The organism is Pollutimonas rozaliensis (assembly GCF_048751585.1).
In the GTDB taxonomy this organism is placed as follows: Bacteria; Pseudomonadota; Gammaproteobacteria; order Burkholderiales; family Burkholderiaceae_B.
On sequence record NZ_JAZHOB010000190.1, the window covers coordinates 1 to 261 of the forward strand.

1 protein-coding gene is annotated in these 261 nt (G+C 63.2%); it reads right to left on the reverse strand.

Features of this window, described 5'->3' with window-relative positions; translation table 11 throughout:
• Window positions 1-74 precede the first annotated feature (74 nt).
• The coding region (locus V0R37_RS22525) for a hypothetical protein (RefSeq protein ID WP_420376612.1) at window positions 75-261 on the reverse strand (187 nt) is incomplete at its 5' end.

Consider the following 261-nt stretch of genomic DNA (forward strand, 5'->3'; position numbering starts at 1 on the left):
GCCGGTTGGGTGGGGTAGTTGTCGGCCACAAACTGCCTGATGGGACATTTGTGGCCGCCTATGAGAGATGGTATCTAAACCACCGGGGCAAAGAGCAGCGCCAGATCCTCCTCGTCGAACAGCGGGCCGTCGCTCTTGTGCTCGGCGCCACCCTCAAGGATCGAGGCGGCGAGATCGGCCTTGCGCGCCTGCAGGTCGAGGATGCGCTCCTCCACGGTGCCGGCGCATACCAGCTTATAGACGAACACCGGGTTCTGCTGG